Below are 23,572 nucleotides of genomic sequence, written 5' to 3'. Positions count from 1 at the left end.
GATGGGGACATCGCGCCCTACCTTTGCGGGGCATGAATCATCCGCTATTCAGCTCCCTTTTGGCGAAACCCTATCGCGGCAACCAGAACCGTTCATTCGTGTTCTCCGGAATGTCCCTGCGCGCGATCGTGCCCACATGCCCGTCCACTGCGATGTAATCCATGGTCGCGGCCGGATCGTCCTGTGCCGCCGGCCAGGGTGGGTTGAAGCAGTCCGGATTATTGAACAGCGCGTTTTTGCCCATCGACACCGCCGTCCAGGTCCCCAGCGATTCCACCCACTTGGAGGGACAGAACATGACCGTCTCCGCGGGTGTGGCGATGCTGATGATGTTGACTCCCTGGCAGTTGTAATTCATGGCAAAGGTCTTGTGCGTACCGGGAGGGTTGAACGAATCCTTATGGGCCATCACGCCCAGAGGCGAAAAAAGCATCTCGTTCTTGTCGCGTGTATTCCAGTTCTCCAGCGCGCCATTTTCCGTATACTGGAAATATCCCTGCCGATAAAGTTCCAGTATCCAGTTGCCCACATCCCACTGGTCTTTTCGCACGGTGCGGCCGCCGTGATCCTCCGCGTATTCGAGCATGAGCCGGTGCAGTTCGCGGAGGTTCCCCCGCGAGGCTGCGCGCACCGCCGAAATACGAGCCCGGTTTGTAGCCGGGACCAGGATAGACAGCAGGACGGCTATAATCGCGACCGTCACCAGCATCTCGATGAGCGTGAATCCTCTTCTGTTTTCAGAGATCTTCATTCCTCCAGCCACTCGGGATACCGGTCCAGGATCTCCATCATCATATGAACACTGCCGAAGTGGCAACTGTACCAGAACGGGACGTGCCAGGGGCCGACGACGATCCGGTCGTTATCCGCCTGGAGGTAGGTGGCGAAATTGAGGATCTGCCGCACCCGCCGCCTGTATTCCTGATCGCCGGTGAGTTCGTACAGATCGGTGAGAAGCTGAGCCCAGTGGAGGGTGTGAACGCCCATGATGTTGTAGCAGACGAGCTGTTCGCGGAAGCCCTCCGCGGGGCTGTAGTAGTGTTCGCGCGCAACAAACATCTCGTCCATCCACTCGTAGAGCCTCATCGCCGCCGGAAGGTAGCGCGGATCGCGGTCGCGGCGGCGAATAAAGTAACGCGCGGTCTCGATCGCGTCCCAGTTGGTGCGGTTTTCCGGGCGGTCGCCGACATCTTCATAAAAACCACGCCAGTCCATCGATTCGACGGGTCCCTGCAGGAGCCATTCGATCATCTCTCCCCGTACAGGTTCAAAACGCGTCTCTCCGCTCTCCGCATCGAGTTTTTCCATCAGCATGACGGCGAAGATCTGACTGCTGGTATAGTCCTCGCGCACCTCGCCGCTGACGGGCTCGACGCGGAAGGGCAGCCGTCCCTCCGGGAGGACGTTCGCGGCGAGCGATTCGGCCGTTTCGCGCGCCGCCGCCAGAAAGCGCTCCTCGCCGGTCGCCTCGTAGAGCCGGAACCAGGCCAGCCCCATGATCGCCGCCTTATCGGTCATAATGGCGTCTTTGTCGTGGAACCCTCCGGGCTTGCCCTGGATGAACGTGCTCCAGGCCAGGTTGGGATACTGCCCTTCCGCCGGGGTTCGATGCGCGATATTCCAGTCGCCGATCCGGATCGCCTCCTTCAGGGCATCCTCGTTCCCGCTGTACGCGTGATATGTGAGCAGCGTTTCAATAAAAATGGAATGATGAAAGCCGGGGTAGACGGCCTGTCCGGAGAGGCTCCCGTAGGGGACGCCGACGCCGCGACATTTGGCGTAGGAGTAATAGGGCGGAAGCTCGCGACCGCTTTCATCCTTCATGAGGTCGCCCTGAAAGAACTCATCCTGACCGTAGAGGACGAAATCCATGCCGCGCTTGATAAACCGGTGGTACGACTGGTGGGGAAGCAACCGACCCTGCGCATCGTGTTTCGGTTCGTTGGTCACGGTCCGGGGCGGAGTCATGCAGCGGGCCATGTCGCCCTGTGTTATGGCGACCCCGGCCTTCTCCGTCACCTCGCGCAGAAAGCCGGATACCGACACTTCGGGGCCGGGGCCGATTCGGCGGATATACGTCGTACCCTTTTCACTGCCCCAGTTGTAGACATGAAATTCGATCGAGGATTCCGTCTGCCCCTCGGTGTCGAGCGGTCCGCACCGGAAGTCGAGCCGGTTTCCCGTGTGCTCCAGTTCCAGATCCGAGGCGAAATCATCGACGCTCCACCGCACAGCGAGTTTCTCTGACCCTCCCGCCGCGGAATGCAGCGCGACCGAAAGGTTGGTCGCACAAAGCGCATAGTCCGGTTCGCAGGCGACCCGGATGCGGATAAACGCCTGGTCCGAGCGCGTGGAGGACCGTGGAACGACGTAGGCCCACTTCTCTGCACTCGCGGGAACCACGTCGAGCAGGGAACGCGCGGCGAGGATATGCTCTCCAGTATACGAGGCACCCCACGGATGTCCGTTGACCTCCGGCGACGGCTTATCCGGACGCCCCTCCACCCCCGTCTCACAGTTCCAGGTGACCAGGTAATCCGCCGACCCCCCCTGAACCGAACCCAGCAACAGCACACCTATCAATATGTTTCGTATATTATTCATGCGCATTGTTAACCTATCCTACAGATAAAAACAAGGCGGAATAGGCATTAACCATGAAGGACAAGAAGAGCATGAAGGTTGGTTTGGGGGAATAGGAATCAGAATCGGGATCGGGACTCACCACAGGACACAGAGGATACCGGGTTCGGGATGGGAGACGACAAACGTTCGTAGTAGCGCCGCACGCCTGCCCCCCGGCAGGCCAGGCGCGTGAAGATAACGGCCCTGGCCCTGCTTCGCAGGCCTGCGGGCCTACTACGAACTTTTTCCGGAGCGCGGACCTTCGGGTCTACTGCGAACGTAAGGGAGAACGCACGATTTCTTTGCCTGTGCTCTTCTCATTCATCTTTCCGATCCCGGTCCCGATTTACGCTCCCCTCTCACTCCGCAATGCGCCACTGCCTGGCCCGGTACTCGCGCGGCGTGACGCCGGTGCGTTTCCGGATGAGCCGCGCGAAATGGTAGGGCGCACGAAAGCCGCAGCGATAGGCGATTTCGGCGATGCTCAGTCCCGTCTCGACCAGCATGCGCGCGCCGTGCGAGGTACGCACGCGCCACAGATAGCGGATCGGCGTCTCGTGCTGAAAACGGCGGAAGAGACGGATGGTATGGGCGGGGGTCACGCCGGCCGCCGCGGCAATCCGTTCCAGATCGATCTCCTCCGCATAGTGGTCGTCAACGAAGGATCGTGCCCGGCGAAACGGCTCCGGCGGGAGCGGTTCCGGACGCTCCGGGTAACCCGCGATACGGAAGAACTCCATGAACAGCACCCGCACCAATTCACACTGCAGAGCACGTCCGGACGGCGTTTCATCCCGCTCCAGCGTCTTCGCCCACTCGGTCACCTCGCGTATACGCGGCGTCATCGAATACACGCGACCCAGGGCCTCCGGCTCGGACGCCATACGCTCGGGCACCGACCCGCCCCCGATCACCCCATACCCGTGATGCGTCGGCTCACGCTCCGAAAAACGAAACCACTCCACATGACCCGGCGTCAGCAGCGTGACCCGCCCCGCCCCCACCCGACGCTCCACGCCGTCGATCTCCACCCGTGCCGAACCGCGGTAAATGTAAAACAGCTCCAACCCCGTCTGAATACGCGGACCCAAGGTGCCATGTTTATTATAGACGCAATCATCCGCCCTGAAATGCTCTATATGATTCAATATGTTCATTTAGTATTATTAAATGCCGATCAGGGATATTGCGCAAGTCCGGAACAGGAAAGAAGATAAGGTTCTGATCGGATCGCGAACGTCAACCCGATGGAGAATGGACCATGGACCGCAAAGAACGCATATTTCGTCAACTGGCCGATGAACCCGTCGACAGGGTCCCGATGCTTGGGGGCTGGATGCTGGGCACGCGCAACGTCTGCGAACTGGCGGAGATCCGTCTCGAGGAATATCGCGCCGACCCGCTTGGCGGCGCGTTGAAGGCCAATCGCAATCTTCTGGTCGACGGACTGGTGCCGCCCGCCGTGCCCGACCCTGAAAATCTCGACGAGATTCGTCAGGGAGAGATCCAGGAGGAGTCCTTCGCCGATTGCGATGCCGACGATCTGTACGAATACGCGCAGGGCATCGGAGACACCGAAGAGGAGGTGCTGTCTCGACGCGCGGCGGATCTCGAGGCGATGGAAAAGGGGATTCGGGACAGTTACGCCATGAACGTGGAACGTACCGGGGACTTTGTGCTGATCCCGAACGACTGGGGGGTCTCGGCCAATTTCACGCTGTTTGCGATCTACGGCTACGAGGCCTTTCTGGAAGCGATCGCGCTCTACCCCGACGAGGTGGAAAAGATCTTCTGGGAATCGGCGGTACTCGCGCGCCGCACCAACTACGTTCACCTCGAGCTGATCGAAAAGTACGACCTCCCGCGCATGATGTTCACCGGTCACGACATCTGTAACCAGGTGGGTCCGATGTGTTCGCCCGTATTCCTGCGCGAACGGTACTGGCCGCATTCAAAGTACGCGCTCGAACCCTTTGTAGAGGCCGGCATCCGGCTGATCCACCACTGCGACGGGAACGTCATGCCGATCGTCGACGACATGATCGCGGCGGGCTACTCGGGATTCCAGGGCTTCCAGTACGAATGCGGCGTCGATCCGTTCGAGCTGACCAAACGACGCGGTCCCCGGGGCGAACGGATTATCCTGATGGGCGGGCTGAACATCACCCGCACCCTCCCCTACGGCGATGCGCAGGATCAGAAGAACGACATCGATTACATCATGGACGCCACCGACGGCGGCAAGGGGCTCTTCCTGTTCACGAGCAACGTCGTCGGCCCCGAGACGCCGCCCGAAAATCAACGCACGGCCTACCACTACCTGGCCTCGCTCAATCCCGCCGAATGGAAGCCGAAAGCCCCGTATCCCTGGCCGTGGGAACAGAAAGAACGGTAGGGTACACCCCTTCCTGCCGTGAGCCCGTGTTTAGGGCGCGCCCAGACGCCGCTCCTGAACAGGCAGAAGCTCCACCGGCCCCATCAGGCCCGATTCCAGCAGGGGGGCCTCGCCGTCGTAGAACTTCCAGAGCACGAACGTCGTTCGGCCGACGGGGCTTTCGCCGCCCTCGCGCACCCAGTCCGGAATGTGCTGCAGCGGCCCGGCGGCCGACCAGTTCGGCCCGCGAGGATGGTAGTCGAGCGAGGGATCGGGATGCATTTTCTCGTCCCCGATCAAGCGGTTCGGCCAGAGATTAGTGACCCGGACCTCAAGCTCGTTCGATCCGCGGCGCAGCGCGTCGGTAACCTCCATTCGGAACGGGGGCTTCCAGAGAACCCCCAGATCGATTCCGTTCAGCCGGACCTCGGCGACGTTCTTCACCCGGCCGAGATCGAGCCATACCCGGTCCGACCCCGCGAGACGCGGATCGGCTTGAAATGTCTTCTTGTACGTCGCGGTGCCGGAGAAGTACTTCACCCCGGGCTCATCGGATTCGGTCCATGAATGCAATTCGGCGAATTGTGCCGAAGACGGTGCGCCTTTATCCGGGGGGAAGCTGAGCGACCACGGCCCCTCGATCTTTGATGAATCCACCGGATCGACCGTCCATGTGTGCGTCTCGCCGCGCGATGTTCGCGCCGTATACGCGCCCGGACGCCCGCCTGTGGCGATGACTCCATCGTCCGAACGCACGAGCTGCAGCGGAATTCCGCCGAACGCGGCTTCCGGCGGCGCGGTGTCCTCCGCGAGCGTTCGGATGGCTTCGGCGGTTAACGACGCAGCGCGCTGACGCAATCCCGCGACCTTGCCCGCAAACACGGGCACCCTGCGTGGGTGCTCCACACCCGTGGACGGGTGAACGGTTCGCGGCGAGACCCGGCCGGTCGCGACCCTGGCCCCGTCGACGTACAGCTCCGGCACCCCCTCGCGAAAGACCACGGCGAGATGATGCCAGCCGCGAAGATCGCCCTCGTACGCCAGCAGCGGAGCGATCATGCGATGACCATGGGCGAGCACGACTGCGCCGTTCGAACCGACCGAGATCCCGGCGCCGAGGTGATCCTCTCCGTAGACCTCATGGCCGGGCGCGGCGTAAACCACGTAATTCATTCCCGAAAGCACCATGGAGCGCGCCGACTCGTCGGGCAGTGGGATGGTGCTTTCGGGCTCAACCCAGCCCGCCATCGTGAAGGTATCGGTCACGTCGGCATTGTTCGCGTCCGTAGCCAGAGGCGTCTCGGTTTCGTGCCTCTCTTCGAACGGAAAACAGGACGCCCCGTCACGCGTCACGGCGACGAGCCGGTCCGCCTGCGCCGGTCGGCGAAAGACGACGAACACCGATCCCGCCGGGTCGAGGTGAACCGGAAGCTCCGTCACGCCGCCGGCTTCGCGATAGACGGCCGGACGGGTGATCGTACCCGTGGCCGGATCCCACAGTTCCGGCGCGCGGCCGGAGACGCGAAAACGAAGCGCCGCGTCGATCGCGGCCCCGCGATTGGCATTGGCGACGAAATAGAAATCGGCATCCCCCTCGCGGCGGTGGATGTAATGCACCGTGGTGTCCGCGTCCTTCACCGTATAGTCGAAATCGGGCGGCGCCATCGCGTTGAGCACCTCTTCGAGCGAGGGGCCAAAGATCACGCGCCCCCTGCCGTACCGGTGTTCCTGTACGGTTTCCCCCTCGACCCCGCCCCAGACGCGGTCGGCGATCTCCCTCAACGCGGCATCCCGCCGGCGGTAGTCCTGAAGCCCCGGCGTACGCACCGGCTTCGGTCCCACGGCGACCGCCCCCGCCCGGACGAGCCGTTCCACTTCGCGTACGGCCTCCAGGGTCATGTGTGCGCGATTCGGAAGCAGCAGCACGCGGTAGCGCATCCCGTGGGGGAGCACGAGGTTCCCGTCTTCCGCCACGGTCAGCTGCCTGAGGATCTCGAGATTGCACCCGTCGAAATCGTAGCCGGCGGGCACCGGACTCCACAGATCCTCGCGGTGGCCGAGGAAATTCGGCGCGTCGTGACCGATATAGTGAATGACATCCGCGACGAAGCGGCCGGACTGCAGCATCGCCTGGCAGCGGCGGACATAGTCGCACCAGGCCTTCGCCCCGTTGTTCCACCACGTCTGGGTGCGTTCGAAATTGATCCCGTACGGCCCGAAGGTCATCCCCGGTTCCACGTTGTTGAACGGCTGCATGCAGTAGCGGTGAATGATGTAGCGGTTGATGCCCTCGCAGAAGGCGCGATCGCCGAGCGGCTTCACGTCGAACATATCGTAGGCGAACCCGCCGTGGCCGGAGGTAAAGGACTCCGCGGCGGCCAGCGGACGGTTGTAGGTGTGAGCGGCCGAACCCGCGATACGGCAGTCGACCCGGACCGCATCCATCGTCCAGAATTCACCGACGTAGATATCGGTTTTCGAGGCGTATTCGAGCGGGTCGTACATGAACATCTGCCGCCCCGCGGCCTCGCTCTGAAACTGCACGCCGCTCGCATGACACAACTCGCGCATCTGGCCGTAAAAGTTGTCGCGGATCAGATCGGCCATCGTCCGGCGTACATCCCACAGAAACCGCTCCGACTCCTCCGGACTGCCGATCACGGTTCCCGTCGCCAGCACCGGAAGCCACGGCGTCATCTCATAACCGCGCCGGGTCTCGAATTCCTCCCGGAAGTGCGAACTCCAGGTGTGGAGGCCCGACTCCCAGCTGTCCGTATGCACGGAGTAGATCGGCTCGCCCGGCGCGGTGTTGTGTTCCTCGATCATTTCGCGTGCGAAGGCATTGAAGTGGTGACGGATCGCCTCGCCGCTCATCTTGTCCGCTTCCAGCCCCCGGCCCGCATGCGTTCCGGGCGCGACATGTTTTCCGGTGCTGGTCATGCCGAACCGGACGATCCGCCACCGCCCCTCGGGGACGGTCCAGTTCAGCGTGCCGTCCTCTTCGAGCCGGTCGGTCAGATCGAGGACCTCATCCGTATCGGCGACCCGACCGGCCGGGAGTTCATACGAGGGAAACGGCGCGGCGTCGATCCACGCCGTCTCCCCGCCGTGTTCACGCTCCCGCGCGAACCCGGCCTTGACCTCCCAGAGATGGACGCGCGGTTCGGCGCTCACCTCAATTTCGCCGATCTCGTTCGGCATGGTGCGTTCCGGGCGGATCCGCACAAACCGCGCACGCCGTTCCGGAAACGAAACCGTAAGCGTCGTGCGCGGCCCGTGGTGGTGGCTCGCGTTAATCACAAACTCCGCGACCGGCCCGAAACGCTGCCCGTCCACGGACACTTCCACGGTGGTCCGCACATCGGGGCCCAGGTGGAACCGCGCCTTCGGCATGCGCATTACAACGCTCCGGATCCTTTGAGGGGCGTCCAGCACAAGCTCGTACCTCCCGACCGGAACGCCCGTCATCGGATCGCCGTCGATCAGGGCCGGGGCCGGTTCACCGTGGGCGGTGGCACGTACCGGGTTTGCCACGGACTCCGCCGAAACGGGAACGGCCAGCGTCGCCACCTCCTCGTAGAAATTCTCACGCACCTCCGGATGCTCCAGTTGGATCGGCGCATCGACCGGTCCCGTGACCTCTTTCGTCGTGGACACAAACATCTTGATCGAGCGTTCCGGATCGATCCATTTGCCGCCCGCCGTCGCCCACCCGTCGCACTGATGCAGCGTCAGATGCATCCCGAGCCGTTGCGCCTCATCCGCGGCATGCGCGTAAAGATCGCGCCAGAGCGGCGAATTGAAATCGGCGGGTCCGTGCGGCGTGCGCAACCCCACCCCCATGATCAGCGCGCCGCCGATCCCGACGTCATGCATCGCCTCGAGGTCGGCGGTGATGCCCTCCTCCGTGACGTTCCCGTTCATCCAGAACCAGTAAACCCACGGCCGGGCCTCGTCGGGCGGCGATTGAAACCGGGCCTCGAGATCCGCGCCCCGGACGAGACCGGCCATTACAAGAACCGACAAAACCACGCCGCACCCGATTTTTCGCATAGCGCCCTCCTGCTCAGGGCCTCAATCTGTACCCCAAACCACCCCAATAATAAATGCACCGCATGACCCCTGATTTGCATTTTATAAACACATCCGTGCCATTCGTGTCATCCGTGGTCGTTTTCCATCGCGACCCGGGTGTTCTCTTCGATTTGTGGTGAAGCTCGTTCCCGAACCCGATCGCGATTTTAAATCCGCATGCCCGGTTCCTCCCCCGCAGGCCCCGGTCCCGACATCAACGACGGGCAAATTATTCTGGCCCCTTATAAACATATCCGGTAATGGACAGTCCGTTCGATAAGGATGGGTTCGCGGGTGGTATCAACATGGGGATCGGGATGGATACGCTGTATTTCAAAGAGGACTGGGCGGCGGCGAAGGAATCGCTGACGGGCTGGTGGAATCATGAGATTCGCGGGCGGTGGGCGCTCGGGGTGCGCGCACCGCGGGCGAACCCGCTGCCGTTTGAGGAGCCCCCGCCCTTCCCCGCCGATCCGCGGGAGAAATGGCTGGATTACCGGACGAACCACACGCACAAGGAGGCGTTTTTTTCCGCCTACGCGCATTACGGGATCATTTACCCGGAAAACACGGCCTATCTCGGACCGGGCAGTCTGAACATCTTTCTCGGTACGCCGGTGGATTTCCAGGATACGACGACATGGTACCGCGAGATCTACGAGGACCCGGCGGAAGTGGAACAGCTTCAGTTCGACCGGAACGGGGCGTACTGGAAGTGGACGGCCGAGGCGCTGGAATTCCTGCGCGAGCGTGCCGCCGGGCGGTACGTGGTCACCATGCCCGATCTGATCGAGGGGCTGGATACGCTGGCGGAACTGTTCGGGACGCAGGAGCTGCTGATGCACCTGCTCGACTGTCCCGACGATATCCACCGTTTGCTCGACCAGCTCGACGACCTCTACTTCGAGGCCTACGACCCGCTCGCCGAACTCATCCGCCGCGAGGACGGGTCGGTGCCCTACATGGCGTTCAACGCCTGGGGACCGGGGCGGACCGCCAAGGTGCAGTGTGATTTCTCGGCCATGATCTCGCCGGACATGTACGATGAGTTCGTATTGCCGCACATCCGGCGTCAGTGTCAGCGGCTCGACTACGCCGTCTACCACCTCGACGGCCCGGACGCGATCCGGCATCTCGACTCGGTGTTGACGATCCCCGAGCTGAATGCGCTGCAGTGGGAACCCGGCGCCGGGCAGCCGCGCACCAGCGATCCGGTGTGGTGGGACCGAATCTGGAAGAAGGTCTACGCCTCCGGTAAATCCGCCTTTCTGCACGGCGCCCCCATCGAACAGGTCGAACCGTTCGTAAAGGAATTCGGTACGGAGGGTACGCTGATTCTTACGGCGACCGAGGATGAGGACACGGCAAAACGGCTGATGGACGACTCGCTGAACTGGTGATGGACGGGGGTTCCGCATTGCGCGAGACTGCGGTCGGCGCCGATCAACGCGGATGCGGAGGAGACGCGCAATGAAAACCTATATCAGGTTCATGCTGGGGATGATGGCCCTCGGCGTCGCAACGGCGACGGCTCAGCCGGAGGCCTCGCTGTTTCTGGAACAAGCCCGGGTGTACAATCCGATCGACTACGGAGCGGATCCCTCCGGCACCGAGGACGCCGCGCCGGCGTTCGACGCGATGATCGCGGACCTCGGGACGAACCGCCACGTCGAGGTCTTTATCCCTCCGGGCCAGTACCGCCTGAACCACCGGGTGGTGTTCACCATCGACGGCAACGATTCGCAATACGGGCTGATGATCCGCGGCGGGGGTCGGGACGCGACGGAACTGCTCGTCGATAATGACGAGGGCGGGATCTACGTCGACGGCACCACGGCGGCCCGTGCCCATGTGGACCTGCGGGATCTCTCGTTCGTCGCGCAGCGCACAGGGATTGCGGCGGCCTTTGCCTTCGAACTGAGCGATGCGGGCAATCCGCTCTGCCGCCAGCTCAATGTCGAAAACATCTATATCACATCGCCTAAGCACACCTCGCCGAACTATTTCACCTGCGGATTCAGCGTGGTCAACGCCTGGGAACCGCGTTTCTGCAATATCGATATCCGCAAGCAGGGTGAATACGCCGATCCGACCATCTACCCCGTCTACGGGATCCATCTCGAAGACTGCGTGGGCCCGCTGGTCGAGGACAGCCACATCAACAAGGTTCAGACCGGCATCTACCACGGCCGCCGCGAGTCCCGCGCCGGTGGCGGGATGATCGTCAACACCTATCTCGTCGGCTGCAACCGGTCGCTCGAGCTGCAGTGGGTCAACGTCGGCGACGGCTGGGAAAAACCGCAGTTCCACGTCGACAACTGCCACTTCAACTACTACGAGTACGGCGTCCACGCCGTCGGCGTGCGCCAGATGCACCTGAGCCACATCCTCTTTTACTGCAGCGAGCGCGACGGCAGCCAATGGTTCGATGACGGTTCGACCCCCGCCCCCGGCCATCCCACCGATGTGAATCTCGAATACGCCTCCAACATCACCATCGACCACTGTCAGTTCGTCGAACCGTCGAGTCCGAACCGCCGGGCCATTGCGATCTCGCCGAACAGCGCCTATGTGCTGATCGACGGCAACCACTTCAACATGGAGGGCACGGCCGTCTTCAACGAAAGCGACGAAGGCATCGCCTGCATCAACAGCATGTTCGGGGGCACGCACGACTTCACCGGGGGCGGGGCGTGGCTGACCCGGTACACCAACGCCGGGGACGGATCGATGACCACCGACGATCTGAACTGATCATGAAACCTTTGCTCCATCGTGCGGTGTTCGCGGCGGCGCTGATTTTCTGGGGCGCGGCAGCCGCCGATGCCGCGCTGCGGCTGGGGGGAGACTGGGAAGACGCCCGCTTCGTCCTCGACTGGAATTCGACGCCGAGCACCCCCTACCTGATTTATCACTCCTCGGATCTGACCGGGGGCTGGCAACTGTACAGCTATGCGTTCGGGGACGCGGACACCAACCGTACGGTGCGCTCCTTCGCCCCAGTCGGCCCGGGGGCCCGGCCGATGTTCCTCCGGGTCATGCAGGGAGGCGATCTGCTGGCCGTGGACAATTTTTCTCGTGCCGACAGCGCCGTCGTCGAGGCGGGTCATCACGTCAACCGCTACACGGCGAACCCCTACACGGAATACGATGACGACACGGGATCGGAGATGCGGGTCGAGGGGGCCGATCTCATCTTTGATCTGGCGGGGCTGGATGCGAATTCGGCAACGCTCGTCTCCGAGGGCGGCCCCCTGACGAACATGGCGTTCGCACGGCGGATCGACCTCACCGCCATCCTCAAACCCTGGGATCCCACTCCACCGGCGGGTGCCTTCTGGGGCGTCGGGCTCACGTACGGCGGCGAGGACGCCTGGCCGGCCGCGCCGGTCGCGCTCGAACTCGAAGGGGACGGGACCGCGCGATTCTTCGTCAACGGAACCCTCACGGCCTCGAACCGGCTGGCCGGAGCCGACCCCCGGTTCGTGACGCTTTCTTTTGACGGGGCGTCGCGCGAGGCTTCGATCTTCGTCGACGGCCGCCGGATCTTTCACGCCGACGGCCTCGCATTCGATCCCGCCCAACCCCCGCAGCTCGTCATGCACGCCTTCAAACCCGACGGCGCCGAATCGGCCTCGTTCGTGGTGGACCGCTATCTCACCTCGTCACATCTCACCGGCGAACAGCGTGTCGTCGCACGCATGTCGGTATTCAATCCGATCTATTACGGCGCCGATCCCTCCGGGGTTCAAAACTGCGTGCCCGCCTTTCGTGATATGCTCGACCGGCTCGGCACCCTGCGCCACGCCTCGATCTGGATTCCGCCCGGGTCCTATCGGCTCGCCGAGCCGCTGATCGTGCCCGCCTCCGGCAACACCTCGCAATACGGGCTGATGATCCGCGGCGCCGGACCCGGCGTCACGCGCTTTCTGGTCGACAACCCCGACGGCGGATTGAAGTTCGAGGGCACTTCGATTTCATGGATGCAGCTCACGGTGCGCGATTTTTCCATCGTCGCCCGACGCCCGGGCATTGCGTACGGGTTTGAAATGTGGATTCCGAACACGGGGGTCACGCAAAACCGAAACCTCAACGTGATCAACGTCCATGCCGGGCCGGAAGAACCCGGCGACGGAACCTATTTCGATACGGCCTTCCAGGCGGTGCACTGCTGGTATCCGAAGTTCGAAAACATCATGGTGTGGGGAAACGGGAATGCGTCGAACGACACCTGGGACTGCGGGACGGGGTTGAAGATGGTCGACTGCTACAACCCGCTGGTGGAGAGTTCGACTTTTCACGGGGTGCAGACCGGGATCGTCTACGCCGCGATCAACAAGCATCCCGAAGACGGCAAGGTGCGCGCCTCGCGGATGACCCACTGCCGGACGGGCGTCCTGATCGACATTGCCGATGTGGAGGACGGCGGGTGGGAAGAGCCGGCGTTTCATATAAACAATAACGACTTCCTCACGCGCGATTACGGGATCTACGTCAACGGCATGCGCCAGCTCTTCTTCAGTCACAACGTCTTTCACTGCGCCGACGCGCAGGGCAGCGCCTACCTCGGCACGGGGACGGCGCGGGCGTTTCGTCCGACCGACATCCATCTCGAATACGGATCCACGGCGATCATCGATCACAACTTCTTCGCGGGTCCCGCGAACACCAACCGCATCGGCGTTCGCGTCCGTCCCGACTTCGAGTACGTGAGTATCCTCGGCAACCAGTTCGCGATGGAGGGCACCGCGGTAAAGGACGACGCGCCCGGGACGGTATTCCCGAAGGACAACCTCTACGGCGACCGATTCGGGATCAGCGATGATCTCGTGCGTTACGAGGGTCCGGATGGGATCGGCGACCTTCAGGACGGAGGATTCGAGGCGGACTTCCCCGACCCCGACGGCAACCGGTTCGAATACGGGCCTTCCGGCGTACCGTGGCATTTCAGCGGCGGGGCGGGGTATTCCGAAAAAAACACGGCCTTCACCTCGGGCAACCCCGATCCTCCGCAGGGCGACCAGGTCCTGTTCCTGCAGAACACGAGTGAGGCCTCGCAGTACGTTCTTCTCGAAGCGGGAACCTGTACCGTTTCCCTGTACGCCGCCCAGCGCACGAATCACGGCGATCCGACCCAGCAGGTCTCCGTGTTGCTTGGGGCCCTGAATGGAGGGACCTTCCAGCCCGGTGCGAGCGGGGGCTACGAATCCTTTGAGGCCGAGTTCGATCTTCCCGCCCCCGGCGTCTACGAACTGATCGTTCGGGGCATCGACGGGGCGGGCGATTCGACCGTGTTCGTCGACGACGTCCGTGTGGTTCAACCCTGAATCCTGAATCCGGATCGACGTCGACGCGATCCCCCGGGCCTATTCCCCCGCCACGCGGCGCCGGTTGGCGGGCATTCCCGATGGGGCTTGAGGTTCATGGGCTCCGCCTACCTGACCGGGAGGCCAGCCGGACGCGGGTCATGCGCTCACGCAGGCCGCCCTCTTTAATGAAGTCCTGTTCAAGGCGCTGGATCTGGCGACCCAACAGATAACTCGTGACCTTGATGAGCCCCATGATGGCATTGGCGCGAATGGCGGGATCGGCATGTTCAACCGCCCTCCGAAAGGTCTCGTAGTCGGCCCCGGGGGTCCGGTTCAACTCCTGCAACCGCTTCACATAAGGGTGGTCTTTCGGCCACTCCTCAAGTCCACGTGTCCGCAGAAAATCGCGATAATCGGTCAGCAGTTCTTCGAGGCTTGCCCGCGCCACATTGGTCAGCTTCACCTCCATTTCCTTCGAGGTTCCGGAGGCCATACTGGCTTCGACGATATTCTGCTTTCCCGAGCGGGCGGCCTGCACCATCTGATCGATGGTGCGGTCGCGGCGGTCGAAGTACACTGCGCAGAACTTGACGGTGGCGTCATAGACAATTTCGGACTTCTGGAAGGTCAGGAGATCTTTGTAGCCGCCATGCGAGGGAATGAAGTGCTCGTTCATGTAGCCACCTCCAGAAAAGGGACTCAAGGGGCCAAAGGGACATCAGGCCTTTGTCGCCGGCGTCCCTTTTGTGCCTTGAAACGGCCCGGCCTCTCACAAGGTGTCATAGGTTGACGTCTTCGTACAGCGCACGAGGACAGGAGCCCTGGTTTTTTTGAGGCGGACGGCCGCCGACCCTGACGTCGCACTGCCTTTAGTCGGTCGGATCAAAGAGACCGAAGGCCCGACGCCGGATCCACTCCGTGGTGACGCCGCGAAAATCCTCGATGTGCGCCAGGGCGCCCTGCGCGTGGACCAGCTCGTGAGGGTTCGCGGCACCGGTGACGGCGACATAGGGCACTCCGGCCGCTTCGGCGCTGCGGAATCCGGATACGGAATCCTCGAACGCCACGCACTGCCCGGGAGGAAGTTCGAGCCGCCGCGCCGCCTCGAGATAGAGATCGGGGGCCGGTTTACCTTCGGGCACCCGGGTATAGTCGAGGCAGCCCCGGAAGGTCTCCTCGATCTCCAGCGCCTGCAACACAAACGCCGCGTTGGCGGGCGGTGAATTGGTGACCGCCATTACGGGAACATCCTCCCGCGCGAGATCGGCGATCAGGTCGAGCAATCCGGGCAGCGGCGCGACATGCGGCCGGTAGAGTTCGCGATAGAGCGCCTCCTTCTCCTCGACCACGGCGTCGATCGCCTCGCGGGAGGTGCGTTCGGGAAAGAGCTGCGGCACGAGGACCTCGTTGCTGCGCGAGTGCATGTGATGACGATAGTACTCCGCCGTAATCGGCACCCCGTGGCGGCGGCCCAGCTCGATCCACGCCGCCTCGTGATAGGCGGCGTTGTCGACCATGGTGCCGTCCACATCGAAAACCGCGGCCCAGTTCTTCGGTGTTTTATCCGGCGCGTTCATTACGCGGTCGCCCTCCGGTAGGGTATATAGAGCAGTATTAACACCACCGCGGCGAGCGCCGCACACGATTTTCCAAACCACGGCCCGTGCTCCAGGTAGAGCGTCGAAGGCGGATCCGTCACCGGTAGCACCGCAGTCGTCAGAAATCCGGGACGGTCTTCCTCGCCCTCCGGCGACCGCAGCAGCGCGTGGATACGCCCGAAGCGGTCGATCGCTCCCGTCACGCCGGTGTTCGAGCAGCGCACCAGCGGGACGCGCGTCTCCACGGCCCGGAAGACGCTGTGGGCGAGGTGCTGGCGTGAAGCGGCGGTGCCTTCGAACCAGCCGTCGTTGGTCTGATTCACGAGCCAGCGCGCCCCGGCCCGCACCGCGGCGCGCGACAGATCCGGAAAGACGTCCTCGAAGCAGATGAGCACGGAAAACGGCGGTACCTCGCCGGCCCCGCGAAAGACCACGGTCTTCGAACCGGGACTGAAATCCGACTCGTTGGGACTCAGGGCGCGCAGGAACGGCAGGTACTTCTCCAGCGGGACATATTCCCCGAACACGACCAGGTGTTTCTTGTCGTACTTCGCCCGTTCAGCCCCGGTACGGTCAAAGAGGATCGAGCTGTTGTAATAGACCGGTCTGCCGCCCTTCCATTCGAGGTCCATGCTGCCGGCGAGCAGCGGCACGCCGTTGGTCGTGATCTCCGAGATGAAGGATCGGCTGCGCGGGCTCCGGCGCGCGAAATCCGGCAGCGCGGTCTCCGGCCAGATCAGGAGATCGGGTTCGGCCCCGCGCAGCGCGGCGACCGAGAGACTCTTCAGCCGGCGGTAGATGGTCTCGACGTGCGGTGCCGTCCACTCCCGGACCTGCGGAATCGCCGGCTGGACGAGCGCGACCCGCACCGGGTCCCCGGACGGAGAGGCGCGCATCACGCCGCGCCATCCGAATCCGAACGCCGCGGCCATGAGCAGGAACCCGGCGGCGAGTTCCACGTGCGGACGCGTCCGCCGCGCGCCGTTCCGGGCGTAATGGAGCACGGTGGCGGCCACGCCGCCGTTCACCCACACCGCGAGGGCCGAGAGCGCGGGGACGCCGCCCCAGGCGGCGATCTGGATCAGGGGCACCTGCGCATACTGGCTTACGCCCAGCGCGTTCCAGGGAAAACCCGTGAACATCACGCCGCGCGCGTATTCCGCTCCCGCCCAGGCCGCAGCGCCGAGCGCCATCACCGCGAGATTGGCCGCCGCGGACGGGCGGGGACGCACCCTGTAGAACAGCGCGAGAACCGCCGTGAAGGGCAGCGTATAGAGGGCGCACACCGCGGACAGTATGATCGTCCCCGGCACCGTCACCCGGTTCAGCCACGACAGTGAAATGAGGAAGAACACCAGCGCGGAAATCCATCCGGCCCAGAGAATGCGCGCCGGGGTCTCCCGCGCGCAGACCAGCCAGAGCGGCACGAGCGCCACCCATGCGGCCGCGGGAAGCGCAAAGGGCGGGAAGGCGGCCGCGAGCAGAACGCCGCTGCCGACGGCACCGCCCCAGAAACACAGGCACCGGCCGAATCCGGCCGGCGCGACTCGCCTCCCGCTCATCGTCATCCGTTCCTTCAGACTCCCCGCGTGCCGCGGGTTAAAGATCCACGCCCCACACCACCGGCATGGCCCGCCAGCCCCGGCGGCACGACTCCCGGTGCAGCACGTCCCGCAGATACGTCAGCATCTCGCAGCGGAAGGCCTGCGTTCCGCGCCTGCCGTAGCCGAGGACCCGGGCCAGTTTCCTGAATCCGTCCACGCCCAGCATCAGCCTGCCGCGACGCGCACTCCAGAGCGGACCGGCGCGCTCGATGACCGCCCCCGCCGCGCGCCGGACCATCAGTTCGTGCGCTTCCTCCGGACGCACCCGCATGCGGCCGAGGTCAAGGACCCATCCCGCCTCACTGCCCCGGGACGTCCAGCGCGCGGGGCGAAGCATACCGGAGAGGAGCAGCGGCCACAGCGAAGCCGGACACTCCTCGGCATCCAGCAGTTCGATCCACAGGTCCACCGGCTCGCAGGCCCCGCTCTTCAACACGTCCAGCGCCTCGTCGCGACAGCCCACGCTATACAGGGCGCGGGCCGCGGGCAGGACCCGGCGGCCGCTCAGCGAAGCCTCCATACCGTAACGCCGACGGAAGGCGTCCAGCCCCGCCATCGCGTCACAGACGCGCCCGCAGCCGGGGTCCAGACCCAGACCGAGCGCCGTGTCTTCGCCCGGGATCGCGGGGGCCGGTTCCGATTGGGAGCGGGAATTCGTCATGATTATTCAAGCATGCGCTCGACTTCGCTCATGAACTGGTTCACATCTCGAAAACGCCGGTACACCGAAGCAAAACGCACATACGCCACGGCGTCAAGCCTGCCGAGGCGCATCATGACCTTCTCGCCCACCGCCGTGCTGGGCACTTCGTTTTCATACTCGGCTTCGATCTCGTTCAGGATGGCATCGACGATGCCGTTGATCCGGGGAACGCTGATATGCCTCTTCTGGCAGGCGACCTTGATGCTCTGAAACATCTTGTCGCGATCCAGCGCTTCGCGCCGTCCGTCGCGCTTGACGACCTGGAGCTTAGCCTTCAGCACTTCCTCGTACGTGGTGAAGCGGTGGCCGCAGCTCAGGCACTCCCGCCGGCGCCGGATCGCGGCGCCCTCGCGCGCCTCCCGGCTGTCGATCACCTTGTCGTCTTTTTCACTGCATCGGGGACAACGCATGACACCGCCCTCCTGCCCTTCCGGAACGAACGCGCAGACGCGCGCGGTCCCGGTTTCAATGCATCTCCGAATGCGGCTCCCATAAACAACCGTCCCGTCCGGCTGGCTTCACAGCCGCCGGACAGGACGGTACTCGCCGGTCGTACCGGCTTCAGGCATCCTCACACCCGATTATTTTCCGGAGGATGACTTTTTGCGGCTCGTCTTCTTGCGGGCCGGACTCTTCTTGCGGGAAGAAGTTTTTTTGGAGGAACTTTTCTTCCGGGAAGCCGGCTTCTTCTTCGCCGAAGATTTCTTTTTAGCCGCCGGCTTCTTCTTCGCCGAAGACTTCTTTTTCGCGGCCGGTTTTTTCTTCGCGGAAGACTTCTTCGCCGTCTTCTTGCTCGTGCTCTTCTTGCGCGAAGCGGACTTCTTCGCAGTCGGCTTCTTCCGGGAGGTCTTCTTCGCGGGGCTCTTCTTGCGAGCGGCGCTCTTCTTCCGGCTCGCCGACTTCTTGCTGGCCGCGGGCTTCTTGCTGCTGCTCTTCTTCGCGGTCTTCTTCCGCGAAGCGGGGCGCTTGCGCGCCGCGGACTTCTTCGTCGTCTTGCGGTTCGAGGCGCTTTTCTTGCGCGCCGTTCGCTTGGTTGCCATCCGTGCGTCTCCTCGTTGCGTTCCGGATTTCCGGCCTCGTCCCCTTGAACGTTCAGGGCCGGGCCCCTTTGTAAGACCGCCCACATAGGGCTGCGTCTGAATCGCTTATAGAATTAACGCCCCGGTTATGCAATCGTGATTATCAATTTTTTTATTGCATTTGCATCGTCATCACATTCCGCACCCGCGTTATCAGACCCGGCGCATCAACGGCTCAGCAATCCCTCGATGATCAGTTCGGTCGCCTGGTCCTCGGTCAAGCCGCGCGCGAGAAGCGTTTCGAGCTGCCGGGAATCCACGCTTCCGATGGCCGCCTCGTGCGTGATGTGTGCGCCGGGATGATGCACTTCCACGACGGGAACCGCGGACGCCACGGCGTGGTCCTGCACGATCTCTTTACAGTCGACATGACCCCTCGCACCGGGCGCGTGCGCGGTCAGCGTGTTTTCGATCCGGGCGCGCGCGTTCTCGCGCAGCGCCACATGCGAAGTGAGTGCGCCGGAGGCGTGCGCACCGCGCAGATGACCGACTTCGTTGATCCGCACACAGTCGTCGCCGCGCCCGCTGATGCGCGCGAGCATGTCGAGCACCGCATGCGCTTCGCATTCCGCCTCGTAGTCGATATCCATTTTCCCGACGCGACCGCGGATGAGTTCGAACTCGGTCTTGAAACTACCGCCTTCGCGCACGGCTACGCGCGCGTGCGGCACGACGTTCACCCCGCCCTCCGGCCCGTGCACGTGGCGCTCGAAGTAGGCGTACTCGGCCCCCGGCCCCACCTCGATGTCGGCTTCCATCAGGTGCTGCACGTTCACCGCGTTGGGGAAGGTGCAGTGCGCGAGGATGTTCACGGACGCGTCCGCACCGATCTTCATGTCGAGGTCGATCTTCTGCAGTCCCTCTTCGGGGAGCATGCCGAAACACATATGCACCGGCGGTTCGATACGCACACCTTCGTCGACGCGGATGACCGCCGCGATACCGTCGTCGCGCTCGTCCACGTCCACGTTCAAGCCCGCAATACGGTGCGCGCCGATCACGCGGTTCCCGTGCACTTCCAGCCGGGCCGTACCGGGACCGAATTCGGCGGGGTCGTGCCGTATCGACTGGTACAGCGCGGCGAGTACGTCGCGGTCACTCACGGCGCCCCCCTTCTCCGAGCGATGGGCGGTTGGGATGGTTGCAGGGAATGCATCGACCCTCGAAGTAGGGTCGGATTTTATCGACCGGCCCGCGGTCGATCAGCCGGCCGCAGCACATCAGCATCGCGTCCCCGGCGTGCTTGAGGACTTCGGCGCTGTGCGTGATCAGAATCACCGTGGCCCCGGCGCGCTTGAGGTTTTTCAGGGCCTTGAAGATGTAGTTCAGCGCTTCGACATCGATCCCCGAATCGGGTTCGTCCATCAGGACGATGCGCGGTTCCATGGCGAGGATCGAGGCGAGTTCGATCCGCTTGCGCTCGCCGCCGCTGAGCGACGGATCGACCGCGCGGTCGAGATAGCTGCGGGGGTCCAGGCCCACCTCTTCGAGCACGGCGCGCAGCCGTCCTTCGCCGGGGTCTTTCGCTCCGGCGGCAATAAAGCGTTCGACGCGCAATCCCTCGAAGCGGGCGGGTTCCTGCCAGGCGAGCGTCATCCCTCTGCGCGCGCGTTCATCCGGTCCGGTCCCGCGCAGCGAGGTACCGTCGAGCAGGATGTCGCCCTCGTGTCCACGATACCCCCGCAGCCCCATCAGCGTATTGGCAAGGGTCGTCTTGCCCGCACCGTTGGGGCCGACCAGAGCGTGAATGCAGCCCTCGTGGAAATCGACCGAGAGACCGTCGAGCAGACGGCTTTCGCCGAGCTGCAGCGACAGGTCTCTCGTCTCCAGAACGGGCGGCGTCATTGCGCGGACTCGATCGCCTGCTTCAGTTCGGCTTCCTGCTTCACGCCCACGAACTGCTGGGCGACCTCGCCGTCCTTGAAGACGATCAGCGTCGGGATGCTGCGCACGCCGTACCGCGCCGCAATCTCCGGGCCCTCATCGACGTTGACCTTGGCGAGGGTCACCTCGTCGCCGACCTTGTCCGCGAGCGACTCCAGAATCGGCGTCTGCATTTTGCAGGGGCCGCACCAGGGCGCCCAGAAATCCACGAGCGCAACCCCGCTGTTCACCGCCTGGTCGAAATTTTCCCCGTTGAGATCCTTGATGCCTTCGCTCATTGTATCCTCCTGTTCATGTCTTGCGGTTATCTTCCGTGTCTATCGGCGCAGAAACGCCGTAAATCCGTGTTCGTCTTCGGCCACGGGGCCGCCCATCACTTTGGCGATGGTACCACCGAACATGCGCCCCACCAAACCGACGTTCATCGCGGAAACGTACACCTCCCCGTCCGGCTGCTCGTACACGGCGATGCTGCAGGGCATCATGACCGCCACGCGCCTCGCCTCCGGTTCGCTGAGGATCTCCGCGGCATAGTCGGGCCGGCAGGCCTTGATGACCCGCACGGGACGCACGCCCGTCTTGCCCTGTTTTTCGAGCGACTGCTCGATGTTCATGATCCGCTGCACGGTCCATCCGCCCTTCTCGTAGTTCGAGACCAGCGTCTCGACCGTCTTCTCGAGGCCGTAGGGGCTGCGGTGTGTCAGGATCATCATCCCCGGCATCATCATCCAGCCGAGCGCCGCCGTGGCCGCCGCTCCGGCGATCAAACCGATCAACAGACTCTTCCAGTTCTTCATGGGGTCCTCCTTGTTTACGGGAACTCAGGGTTCATTCAGGGTTCAAACGCATCTCAGAAACTGTACCGCAGCGCGGCGTACAGGTTGCTGTTGCGCTCGAAGCGCCCGAAAAAGGTGTGGTCGTCTTCGCCGAGAAAGAGATTGCCGCCGGCTTCGATCTTCCACTGATCGGTCAGGTCCCAGCCCGCGTACGGCCGCGCGTAGAGGTCGTGGTCCGTGGGCGACCAGTAGGTGAACAGCGACAGTTCCACGGTCTGCCGCATCAGCAGTTTCGTGAGCCGTACGGTTGCGACGTGACGGTCCTCTTCGCGCGCGGCGGCGCCTGCGGGCAGCGCAGAGAGATAGTCCTCATGATCCTGCATCCACTCCACGTAATACTGCAGACCCACGGTGAAGTCGCTGGCGACGGATTTCAGGTCGCGTTCGTATCCCGCGAGCACGCGCCACTCGCTGTTATTGACCCGCGGGTCGTCGCCGCCGCGGTCCTCCTTCGAGTCGTAGTAGCCGGTTTCAAAGTTGCCGATCCCGCCCGCCAGGGGCCCGCGCACGCTCGCGCCCCACACCGCCAGCCGCGGGAAGGTCATCCGTCCGTCGGGTCGCTGCCCGCCGGGACTCTTCCAGTATCCGTCGTAGCCGTAGAGGGCCGTCTCGTACCTCCCGAACATGCGGTGCAGGCGGAAGGCGATCTCGTCGTTATCCAGCCACTCGTCCGGCGCCACGGCATCCATCACCGCGTCTTCGCCCGCGGGCGGATCGAGTACCGAAACGCGCTGTCCGTCGATGTAGCGGTCGTGGTCGAACTTCGGGGTGTAGACCAAATCCACGTTCACCACCGGGTTGAACCACGAGGCCTTGACCGCATCGGACGGGGCCTTGAGATACTCCTCGTCGCGTCCGATGAAATACGAACGCCAGTCCTTCGGGAAGTTGTCGTTGATGAACAGCATGTCGCCGGTGCCCCACGTCAGCACCTGCCGCCCGATCTTGAGGTCGAGGTCGGAGCGCGGCGACCAGAGCACGTTCGCCTCGCGCAGGTCGATCCATCCCTCGCCGCGGTCGAGTTCCACTCCGACTTCCTCCGCAGCCTCATCGTAGAGGAAGTCGGCGACGACATTGAATCCGACGTCGGGCAGGCGTTTCGAGGCCGCGAGCTGCAGGCGGGTCTCGCCGAGGATCAGGTCCTCCGCGGTGTGCGGATCGTTCTGCAGCCGGCTGCCGATGCGGGTCTCCCAGAACCCGTACCACTCGAACGGCAGCTTGAACGGTTTATCCGGCCCGCCCCCGTCTTCCGGCTCGGCTGCCGGGGCCGGCTGGCCGCCGCTACTCAGGCCGGAGGGCAGTGCGGGCTCTTCGGCACGGCCTTCGTTCCCTCCCCCCCCGAGGCCCGGGGGCAATGCGGGTTCCTCCGCCCGCGTGCAGAGCGCGAGCAGCATCCCGCCGAGGGCGGCCCGGGCCGCCACACGCAGGCCCGCGGACCGGTTCGACTTGCAGGTAGGGCTGTGTTTCATGGGAACCTGTACTGCTT

The 23,572-nt window shown here is 63.6% G+C and carries 19 protein-coding genes; 5 read left to right on the top strand and 14 right to left on the bottom strand.

Annotation, left to right across the window (positions count from 1 at the left end; genetic code table 11):
- Nucleotides 1–70: 70 nt before the first annotated feature.
- The 3 genes from L21SP4_RS01580 to L21SP4_RS01570 form a co-directional block, all read right to left on the bottom strand.
- Nucleotides 71–751: a type II secretion system protein gene (locus L21SP4_RS01580; protein WP_052881017.1), complete on the bottom strand. Its 681-nt coding sequence runs from the start codon at nucleotides 749–751 to the stop codon at nucleotides 71–73.
- Entirely contained in the window at nucleotides 748–2,604 is a 1,857-nt protein-coding gene (locus L21SP4_RS01575) for a hypothetical protein (protein WP_144413709.1), read from the bottom strand. The genes L21SP4_RS01580 and L21SP4_RS01575 overlap by 4 nt, the downstream gene beginning before the upstream one ends.
- Before the next feature lie 380 nt (nucleotides 2,605–2,984).
- Nucleotides 2,985–3,782, bottom strand: a complete 798-nt coding sequence (locus L21SP4_RS01570; protein ID WP_082116434.1) for an AraC family transcriptional regulator — start codon at nucleotides 3,780–3,782, stop codon at nucleotides 2,985–2,987.
- 104 nt (nucleotides 3,783–3,886) lie between these two features.
- Between L21SP4_RS01570 and L21SP4_RS01565 the strand changes: the two genes are divergently transcribed.
- Nucleotides 3,887–5,020 (top strand): uroporphyrinogen decarboxylase family protein, encoded by a 1,134-nt coding sequence (locus L21SP4_RS01565; protein WP_052881014.1) that lies wholly within the window; start codon nucleotides 3,887–3,889, stop codon nucleotides 5,018–5,020.
- 30 nt (nucleotides 5,021–5,050) lie between these two features.
- Here the strand turns inward: L21SP4_RS01565 and L21SP4_RS01560 are convergent, their stop codons facing one another.
- Nucleotides 5,051–9,052, bottom strand: a complete 4,002-nt coding sequence (locus tag L21SP4_RS01560; RefSeq protein ID WP_052881013.1) for a glycosyl hydrolase — start codon at nucleotides 9,050–9,052, stop codon at nucleotides 5,051–5,053.
- 326 nt (nucleotides 9,053–9,378) lie between these two features.
- On the opposite strand from L21SP4_RS01560, the gene L21SP4_RS01555 reads away from it, so the two are divergent.
- The 3 genes from L21SP4_RS01555 to L21SP4_RS01545 all read left to right on the top strand — a co-directional run bounded on the left by L21SP4_RS01555 (nucleotide 9,379) and on the right by L21SP4_RS01545 (nucleotide 14,400).
- Nucleotides 9,379–10,473, top strand: coding sequence for a uroporphyrinogen decarboxylase/cobalamine-independent methonine synthase family protein (locus L21SP4_RS01555; protein WP_052881012.1), 1,095 nt, complete (start codon nucleotides 9,379–9,381; stop codon nucleotides 10,471–10,473).
- Nucleotides 10,474–10,543: 70 nt separating this feature from the next.
- Entirely contained in the window at nucleotides 10,544–11,827 is a 1,284-nt protein-coding gene (locus L21SP4_RS01550) for a hypothetical protein (RefSeq protein ID WP_052881011.1), read from the top strand.
- 2 nt (nucleotides 11,828–11,829) lie between these two features.
- On the top strand, nucleotides 11,830–14,400 hold the full coding sequence (locus L21SP4_RS01545) for a right-handed parallel beta-helix repeat-containing protein (protein WP_052881010.1): 2,571 nt from the start codon (nucleotides 11,830–11,832) through the stop codon (nucleotides 14,398–14,400).
- 94 nt (nucleotides 14,401–14,494) lie between these two features.
- On the opposite strand, the gene L21SP4_RS01540 is transcribed toward L21SP4_RS01545, so the two are convergent.
- The 5 genes from L21SP4_RS01540 to nrdR all read right to left on the bottom strand — a co-directional run bounded on the left by L21SP4_RS01540 (nucleotide 14,495) and on the right by nrdR (nucleotide 18,697).
- Nucleotides 14,495–15,058, bottom strand: a complete 564-nt coding sequence (locus L21SP4_RS01540) for a four helix bundle suffix domain-containing protein (RefSeq protein WP_052881009.1) — start codon at nucleotides 15,056–15,058, stop codon at nucleotides 14,495–14,497.
- Between the two features lie 193 nt (nucleotides 15,059–15,251).
- Nucleotides 15,252–15,959 carry an HAD family hydrolase gene (locus L21SP4_RS01535; RefSeq protein ID WP_052881008.1) on the bottom strand — a complete coding sequence of 236 codons (708 nt, stop codon included), beginning with the start codon at nucleotides 15,957–15,959 and terminating at the stop codon, nucleotides 15,252–15,254.
- Nucleotides 15,959–17,542, bottom strand: coding sequence for an apolipoprotein N-acyltransferase (gene lnt, locus L21SP4_RS01530; RefSeq protein WP_160300616.1), 1,584 nt, complete (start codon nucleotides 17,540–17,542; stop codon nucleotides 15,959–15,961). Before lnt ends, L21SP4_RS01535 begins: the two co-directional genes overlap by 1 nt.
- 37 nt (nucleotides 17,543–17,579) lie before the next feature.
- Nucleotides 17,580–18,245, bottom strand: a complete 666-nt coding sequence (locus L21SP4_RS01525; RefSeq protein WP_052881006.1) for a hypothetical protein — start codon at nucleotides 18,243–18,245, stop codon at nucleotides 17,580–17,582.
- 2 nt (nucleotides 18,246–18,247) lie between these two features.
- Nucleotides 18,248–18,697, bottom strand: coding sequence for a transcriptional regulator NrdR (gene nrdR / locus L21SP4_RS01520; RefSeq protein ID WP_052881005.1), 450 nt, complete (start codon nucleotides 18,695–18,697; stop codon nucleotides 18,248–18,250).
- 193 nt (nucleotides 18,698–18,890) lie between these two features.
- Here nrdR and L21SP4_RS12860 point away from each other — a divergent pair, with 193 nt between their 5' ends.
- Complete coding sequence (locus L21SP4_RS12860) at nucleotides 18,891–19,415, top strand: hypothetical protein (protein ID WP_052881004.1); 525 nt, start codon at nucleotides 18,891–18,893, stop codon at nucleotides 19,413–19,415.
- 118 nt (nucleotides 19,416–19,533) lie between these two features.
- On the opposite strand, the gene L21SP4_RS01510 is transcribed toward L21SP4_RS12860, so the two are convergent.
- Genes L21SP4_RS01510 through L21SP4_RS01490 form a run of 5 tightly spaced genes read right to left on the bottom strand, consistent with a single transcriptional unit; the run spans nucleotide 19,534 to nucleotide 23,555 of the window.
- Complete coding sequence (locus L21SP4_RS01510; protein WP_052881003.1) at nucleotides 19,534–20,469, bottom strand: SufD family Fe-S cluster assembly protein; 936 nt, start codon at nucleotides 20,467–20,469, stop codon at nucleotides 19,534–19,536.
- A complete protein-coding gene (locus L21SP4_RS01505; protein WP_052881002.1) occupies nucleotides 20,462–21,211 on the bottom strand; it encodes an ATP-binding cassette domain-containing protein in 750 nt (249 codons plus the stop codon). Before L21SP4_RS01505 ends, L21SP4_RS01510 begins: the two co-directional genes overlap by 8 nt.
- Nucleotides 21,208–21,528 (bottom strand): thioredoxin, encoded by a 321-nt coding sequence (gene trxA / locus L21SP4_RS01500; RefSeq protein WP_052881001.1) that lies wholly within the window; start codon nucleotides 21,526–21,528, stop codon nucleotides 21,208–21,210. The genes L21SP4_RS01505 and trxA overlap by 4 nt, the downstream gene beginning before the upstream one ends.
- A gap of 39 nt (nucleotides 21,529–21,567) precedes the next feature.
- Nucleotides 21,568–22,047, bottom strand: a complete 480-nt coding sequence (locus tag L21SP4_RS01495) for a DUF302 domain-containing protein (RefSeq protein ID WP_052881000.1) — start codon at nucleotides 22,045–22,047, stop codon at nucleotides 21,568–21,570.
- Nucleotides 22,048–22,100: 53 nt separating this feature from the next.
- Nucleotides 22,101–23,555 carry a hypothetical protein gene (locus L21SP4_RS01490; RefSeq protein ID WP_201774658.1) on the bottom strand — a complete coding sequence of 485 codons (1,455 nt, stop codon included), beginning with the start codon at nucleotides 23,553–23,555 and terminating at the stop codon, nucleotides 22,101–22,103.
- Between the last annotated feature and the right edge of the window lie 17 nt (nucleotides 23,556–23,572).

Origin of the sequence: Kiritimatiella glycovorans (assembly GCF_001017655.1) — a bacterium.
Taxonomy (GTDB): Bacteria; Verrucomicrobiota; Kiritimatiellia; order Kiritimatiellales; family Kiritimatiellaceae; genus Kiritimatiella; species Kiritimatiella glycovorans.
The sequence above is the reverse complement of the archived record's forward strand: the minus strand, read 5'-3'. Positions and strand labels throughout refer to the sequence as shown.